This window comes from Limnobacter sp., from assembly GCF_964228395.1.
Taxonomy (GTDB): Bacteria; Pseudomonadota; Gammaproteobacteria; order Burkholderiales; family Burkholderiaceae_B; genus Limnobacter.
Genome location: NZ_CAXQZX010000145.1, coordinates 1 through 6748 on the forward strand (window position 1 = coordinate 1; position 6748 = coordinate 6748).

Below are 6748 nucleotides of genomic sequence, written 5' to 3' on the forward strand. Positions count from 1 at the left end.
TTCTTCTTTAAAAAAAATGAAGTCATCACCAATATGCTGTTGGGTGGAAGCTACCAGGCTATGGAGCTGGTGTGGTTTGCGCTGTTTGTGTCGGCATTCATGGAATGGATCTACTCCTTCCGCATCGCGACCATTGAAGTCACGCCGCTGAGTTTTGCTGGCTTGCTTTTCGGCATTGAGTTTTGTTATTACTGGTTTCACCGGGGCAGCCACCGGGTACGCTGGTTCTGGTGCGCGCATGTTGTACACCACAGTGGTGAGAACATGACCACCACCACAGCCATGCGCCAAAGCCTGTTCTATGCAGTGAACCTGCACCAAATTTTTTGGGCGCCCATGTTGATCATTGGCTTCCCCGTGTGGGCAGTACTATTGGCCTATGGCATCAACTTGGGTTACCAATATTTTGTTCACACTCAGGCTGTGAACAAGTTTCCAAAATGGTTCGAGTATATTTTCAACACACCCAGCCACCACCGCGTGCACCATGGTCGCAACGCCGAATACATCGACAAAAACTACGGCGGCGTATTAATTATCTGGGACCGAATTTTTGGCACCTTCGAGCCCGAAGTTGCGCCGGTGGACTACGGCATTGTTCGCCAACCCAGGACCAACAACATCTGGACGCTGAACACCCATGAATGGCGCGACATGTTTTCAGATGCACTCAAGCCTGGCCCAGTTTGGCAGCGTATCAAGCACATATGGGCACCGCCCGAGTGGGTACGACCAGGCCTGAGCGATCAGTCCAACCTGCGCGACAAAACAATTTAAGCAATCTTCTCGTACTACAATGGGTGGAACCTCAGAAGGACCACCCATGCGCAGAAAACCACTCAACACAGCTTCCCGATCCAAACTGTCCAAGTACGCCAAACCGCTGGCGAACCTGGCCATTCTGCTTGCAGACGCCGGTAGCCGGCTTGAGCGCCGTTTCTGGAAAAAGAAGCTGTTTGCAGCGTTGGCCCCCATGCTTGAAGGCCGCAGCGACACGACGCTGATGCAAACTCTTGATCATTTGTACAGTACCAACTACCGTGCCTACGACGAGTTGGCCTTCGCCATCGAAAACACCGTCGAAAGTCCCGAGCTGGGTCAAGAAGAAGACATTCTGTTGTTGGCCGCGCCAGTACTGGCCTGGTCAACCTATAACATTCCGTCTGGCAAAATTGAAGAGGCCACGGTGGCTGAGTTCACCAAGCTGCTTCAAAAAAATGTGCTGTCTGATCATGCCCACCTGGTGCTCACCAACATGCTGTTCAGCCCGGATCAACTGCCTGAAAGTTACACCGCTGCCGCGGAACTGGCGAGGCAATTGGGGCAAGCTGCCATCGATCGCGTGAAAGTTCGCATCGACACCGAGAACCTGCCCGCCACCCAAAGCTTTTTAAGTGATGTACGTTATTTGATTGGCGCGATTTCCGTGCCCGCGGGCCAACCTGCATTCAAGTGGCAAGTTGAGGCCCACAGCAATGGCACTCTTCTGAGCAAAGACGAAGTGCTCGCCAACTGGCGACTGACCGGTGGCCAGGCCCTTCAAAAAATAATGCCTGGCTGCCTGCTTGAACTGATGCTGCCAAACGGCCTTTACAACGCGTGCCGCGAGGCCGAGAAAGAGGCTCGTGCCTATTCAGTACGCGCCTCTGCCGCCTTTCTTGAAAGTGCGCTGGATGTACCCACACAGAAAATTCATGCCAGTGTTGGCGCATTTGTAGATCGCGGAGAAATTGAAGAATACCGAATCGGCTTTTCTGTGGAAGGCAATAGCGACATTGTGCATGGCGTGGTGTGGCCACTCATTGGCGAAGAATACGGCAATGAGCCTGACCCGGTGTACGAAAAAGACATCGAAAGCGAACCCGACAACCCCGTTATTCGCTCAAAAATTGAAGCCTTGTTAAAAGAAGTCGGCATTCGTCAAATCAAGGTGCTGGAAGAACGTTTCCCGCTGGAGTACTGTGAAGATTGCGGATCGCCTTTGTACCCCAACCCGGAGGGTGAGTTGCTGCATGCAGAACTCCCGGAAGACTCTGAATTGCCAAACAGCATGCATTTGCATTGAAAAGCATCAAACACACCGCTTGATTTTGAAATACGGTGCCGACATTTTTCGGCACCCTACACGTAAGGGAGAAACAGGTATGTCAACCCTGAAGCATTCAACACTGAGCACCTTCACTTCTAAAACCGACCAGAAAGGCCAGTTTTACAGTCTGCCCAAACTGGCTGAACTGGGCTTTCCCAACCTGCACCGCTTGCCAGTATCGATTCGCATTGTGCTTGAATCGGTGCTGCGCAATTGCGATGGAAAAAAGGTTTCAGAAGAACACATTCAACAGTTGGCCAACTGGCAACCCCAGGCCAAACGCACCGATGAAATTCCGTTCATCGTGGCGCGTGTGGTTCTGCAGGATTTCACCGGCGTGCCCCTTCTAGCCGACTTGGCTGCCATGCGCAATGTGGCAAGGGACATGGGCCAAAATCCCAAGAAAATTGAACCGCTTGTGCCAGTGGATTTGGTGGTTGACCATTCTGTGATGATTGACTACTTTGGCACAGCCGATTCACTGCGCAAAAACATGGAAATTGAGTTTGAGCGCAACGGTGAACGCTACCAATTCATGAAATGGGGCATGCAGGCCTTTGACACCTTCAAAGTGGTACCTCCAGGCATTGGTATCGTGCACCAAGTCAACCTGGAGTATTTGTTCCGCGGCGTTCGCAGTGCGGTAAAGCCCGGTGAAGAGAACGACAACACCGTGTTTTACCCCGATACGCTAGTGGGCACCGATAGCCACACCACCATGATCAACGGTGTGGGGGTGGTCGGTTGGGGTGTCGGCGGCATAGAGGCCGAAGCCGGTATGTTGGGCCAGCCCGTTTATTTTTTAACTCCCGATGTGGTTGGGGTTGAACTGACCGGTGCGCTTCGGGAAGGCATCACAGCAACTGACCTGGTGCTGGTCATTACCGAGTTGCTGCGCAAGCAAAAAGTGGTGGGCAAGTTCGTAGAGTTCTATGGTCCCGGTGCAGCGAGCCTGTCGGTGACCGATCGCGCAACGCTGGCCAACATGGCGCCTGAATACGGTGCGACCATGGGCTTTTTCCCGCCTGACGAAAAAACCGTCGAATTTTTAAAGAACACGGGGCGCAGCCAAGAGGAGGCGGAGCGCTTCGAGGCGTATTTCAAGGCGCAAAACATGTTGGGTATGCCTGCGCCGGGCAGTATCGATTATTCGGACGTGGTCAAACTCGACCTAAACTCCGTGGAGCCATCGCTGGCTGGCCCCAAGCGTCCGCAAGATCGCATTTTGCTGTCCAACATGAAAACCCAATTCAACAGCCTGTTCTCCAAGCCGATGACCGAGGGTGGGTTTGGCCAAAAAGCAGAGCGATTGAACAAACGATACCCCACCGGCCAGGGTGAATTAACTCTTGGGCACGGCGACGTATTGCTTGCAGCCATTACCAGCTGCACCAACACGTCAAACCCCGGGGTGATGTTGGCCGCAGGTCTGCTGGCCAAGAAGGCGGTAGAAAAAGGCCTGAAGGTACAAGCCCACATAAAAACCTCCTTGGGCCCTGGGTCTAGGGTGGTTAGTGACTACCTCAGCAAAACCGGCTTGCAACCCTACCTGGACCAGCTGGGTTTCAACGTGGCGGCCTACGGTTGCACCACCTGCATTGGTAACGCGGGGGACCTTGCGCCCGAAATCAACGACACCATCTTGAACAACGACTTGGTTGGTTGTGCGGTGCTGTCGGGCAACCGAAACTTTGAGGCGCGCATTCACCCCAACATCAAAGCCAATTTTTTGGCCTCTCCCCCTTTGGTGGTGGCGTTTGCCTTGGCTGGCAAGGCCAATATTGATCTGACTTCCGAGCCGTTGGGCACAGGCAAAGAGGGTGAACCTGTTTACCTCAAAGACATTTGGCCAAGCAATGCAGAGGTTAACGAACTACTGCCCGCTGCATTGGATGCCCCAACCTTTGTGAAGCTCTACAGCAACTTCAGCCAGCCCGGCGACCTGTGGAGCAAAGTGCATGCCCCCAGTGGGCAGGTGTACAACTGGCCTGCATCAACCTACATTGCCCAACCCCCCTTCTTTGAAGACTTTGGCATGAAGCCTGCGGGGTTGCCCAGTCTCACCGGCTGCAAACCGTTGCTCATCTTGGGCGACTCCGTGACCACAGACCATATTTCACCAGCGGGGTCTTTCAAACCCAACACCCCGGCGGGTCAGTATTTACAGCAGCGCGGTGTAGAGAAAAAAGACTTCAACAGCTATGGTTCCAGACGCGGTAACCACGACGTGATGATTCGCGGCACCTTCGCCAATGTGCGCGTTAAAAACCTCATGATCCCACCAGACGAAAACGGCAACCGGGTTGAGGGTGGCTTCACCCTAAAAGACGGCAAACAAACCACGGTCTACGATGCAGCCATGCAATACATCGCAGAGGGCACACCCACGATTGTGCTCGCTGGCGAAGAGTACGGTACAGGCTCCTCCCGCGACTGGGCGGCCAAGGGCACGCAACTATTGGGGGTTCGGGTGGTGGTGGCGCGCAGTTTTGAGCGAATCCACCGCAGCAATTTGGTGGGCATGGGCGTGTTGCCACTGCAGTTCATGGGCGACGATTCGATTCAAACGTTGAAACTGGATGGCAGTGAAACTTTCGATGTGTTGGGCTTGAACGATGACACCCCACCACAGGCTGAACTGACACTGCGAATCACACGGGCCGACGGAAGCAAGCAAGACGTGAAGGTGCTCAGCCGCATCGACACGCCGATTGAAGTGGAGTATTACAAGCACAAAGGCATTTTGCCCTACGTGCTGCGCGAACTGCTTGCGGCCTAAGCCGTTTTGTCCACATGGGGCACGCTCGTCAAACCCGACTTCGGGCTTGGCGAGCACCCTGACGAATCAACAACAATATAGGCACCAAGGCCACCAGCACAATCATGAGCGCGGGCACCGCGGCTTCCGTGAGCCGTTCGTCCGAGGCAAATTGGTAAGATTTCACCGCCAAAGTGTCAAAATCGAAGGGCCGCAGCACCAAGGTGGCCGGGAGTTCTTTGATCACGTCGACCATGACCAGCAACATGCCAGTGGCAAGCGAACCCTTTAACACGGGAAGGTGAACCTGCCAGAGCACCTGTCTTGGCGTACGCCCCAGCACGCGTGCCGATTCGTCGATGTGACGAGTAATTTGCTGCAAGCCCGAATCTACCGACTGCAAAGCCGCAGAAGTAAATCGAACATTGTAGGCATACACGAGGGCAAGCACACTGCCAGTGAGCGCCGGGATCCCCATGCCCAAGGTGTAGGTGAACTGATCCACCCGCGCAAGCGGCAACAAAATGGCAATCGCCAAAATGGCGCCCGGTACACCATAGCCCAAAGAAATCAAGCGGTAAACCGCTGTAACCCACCACACTTGCGCTTGGCGTTTTACGTACGCCAAAAACACCGCGAGCACCAATGCAACCGCAGCCGCCATGCCGCCCAACAGCGCCGAGTGGTAAGCCCATTCGAAACTACCCGCCCAGTTAATGGCGGTGTCCACGTCAACCACCAAGGTGAGCAAAATGCACAAGGGGAAAATAAACCCCAAAAACACCGGCATGGCAGACAGGAAAAACACCCATGCAGCTTGTTGACCCTTTAGACGCTTGCGATCGACGGTGCTGCCGCGGCCAGATTGGGTGTAGTACTGCGCCCGCCCCCGGGCCTTGGACTCAAATGTGATCAACATGAGCATCACCAGCAACAACATCACTGCGAGCAAAGCCGCGCTTTCGCGGTCACCCATGTTGAGCCAGGTATTGAATATGGCGGTGGTAAAAGTTTGGACACCAAAGTAAGCCAAGGCCCCATACTCGGCCAAGGTCTCCATGAGCACCAGGGCAAGCCCAGCCACCCACGCCGGGCGCGCTACAGGCAATCCAACCCGCAAAAAAGCACTGGTGGCGCTGTGCCCCAAAGACCGTGCTGCATCCAGCATGGACGGGCTTCGGCCCAAAAACGCGGTGCGCGCCATGATGTAAACGTAGGGGTACAACACAAAACTCAAGACCAGAATCGCACCCGACGTTGAGCGAATTTCTGGCAGTCGAAAGTCTGCACCTAACACGCCACGCAGGCTAGTAGCGAGCCAGCCAGAGTATTGCAGCGCATCGGTGTAAGCATAGGCAATGACATACGATGGCATGGCCATGGGCAAAAGCAGCAGCCATTCCAGCCATTTGCGCCCTGGAAACTCGTGAGCAGACACCCACCACGCTGGCAGTACGCCCATGGTGCTGGTCAACACCACCACCCCAAAGCACAGGTAAAGGGTTTGCGCCACCAGGCCCGGCAGAGTGGTTTGCGCCAAATGACCCAGCACCTGCGGCGCCTGGAACAAGCTCAGGCCAGCCAGCCCAATCAAATAAACAAAGGGCAGCAACAGCAGAACGGCCAACAGCGCGACAAAAACGCGGCTTCTCAACCCCAAATTAAACAAAAAAACCGTCCAGACATGGCAAAATAGAAGTGAGAACGATTTTACTTTAAGTTTTCTGGATTGCCCTGCACCAGCACGCATCCTGATGACAAAGCAACAGTGAGCCACCAATCAGCATGACTGCAACGCCCGCACTTTCTATTCGCAACCTGAGCATTCAATATGCCGGCGGCGGCGCACCGGCGGTGCGGGATGTCAGCTTTGAGCTTGCTCAAGGGGAAATTGCCTGCCT

Annotated in this window: 4 protein-coding genes; 3 read left to right on the top strand and 1 reads right to left on the bottom strand. The window is 54.5% G+C overall.

Annotated elements, in window-relative coordinates:
- The 3 genes from ACEQU8_RS12260 to acnA all read left to right on the top strand — a co-directional run.
- Positions 1-777 (top strand): sterol desaturase family protein (locus tag ACEQU8_RS12260; protein WP_370263970.1); only part of this gene is annotated, 777 nt, incomplete at its 5' end.
- 46 nt (positions 778-823) lie between these two features.
- Positions 824-2065: a DUF2863 family protein gene (locus tag ACEQU8_RS12265; protein WP_168427002.1), complete on the top strand. Its 1242-nt coding sequence runs from the start codon at positions 824-826 to the stop codon at positions 2063-2065.
- Positions 2066-2144: 79 nt separating this feature from the next.
- Positions 2145-4868, top strand: coding sequence for an aconitate hydratase AcnA (gene acnA, locus ACEQU8_RS12270; protein ID WP_370263972.1), 2724 nt, complete (start codon positions 2145-2147; stop codon positions 4866-4868).
- 28 nt (positions 4869-4896) lie between these two features.
- Here acnA and ACEQU8_RS12275 read toward each other — a convergent pair whose 3' ends face one another.
- Positions 4897-6474 carry an ABC transporter permease gene (locus tag ACEQU8_RS12275; protein ID WP_370263973.1) on the bottom strand — a complete coding sequence of 526 codons (1578 nt, stop codon included), beginning with the start codon at positions 6472-6474 and terminating at the stop codon, positions 4897-4899.
- Between the last annotated feature and the right edge of the window lie 274 nt (positions 6475-6748).

What these genes read in the sequence shown, in the direction of transcription:
- ACEQU8_RS12265 (WP_168427002.1), top strand. Translation starts at nt 824, where the DNA reads ATGCGCAGAAAACCACTCAACACAGCTTCCCGATCCAAACTGTCCAAG.
- acnA (WP_370263972.1), top strand. Translation starts at nt 2,145, where the DNA reads ATGTCAACCCTGAAGCATTCAACACTGAGCACCTTCACTTCTAAAACC.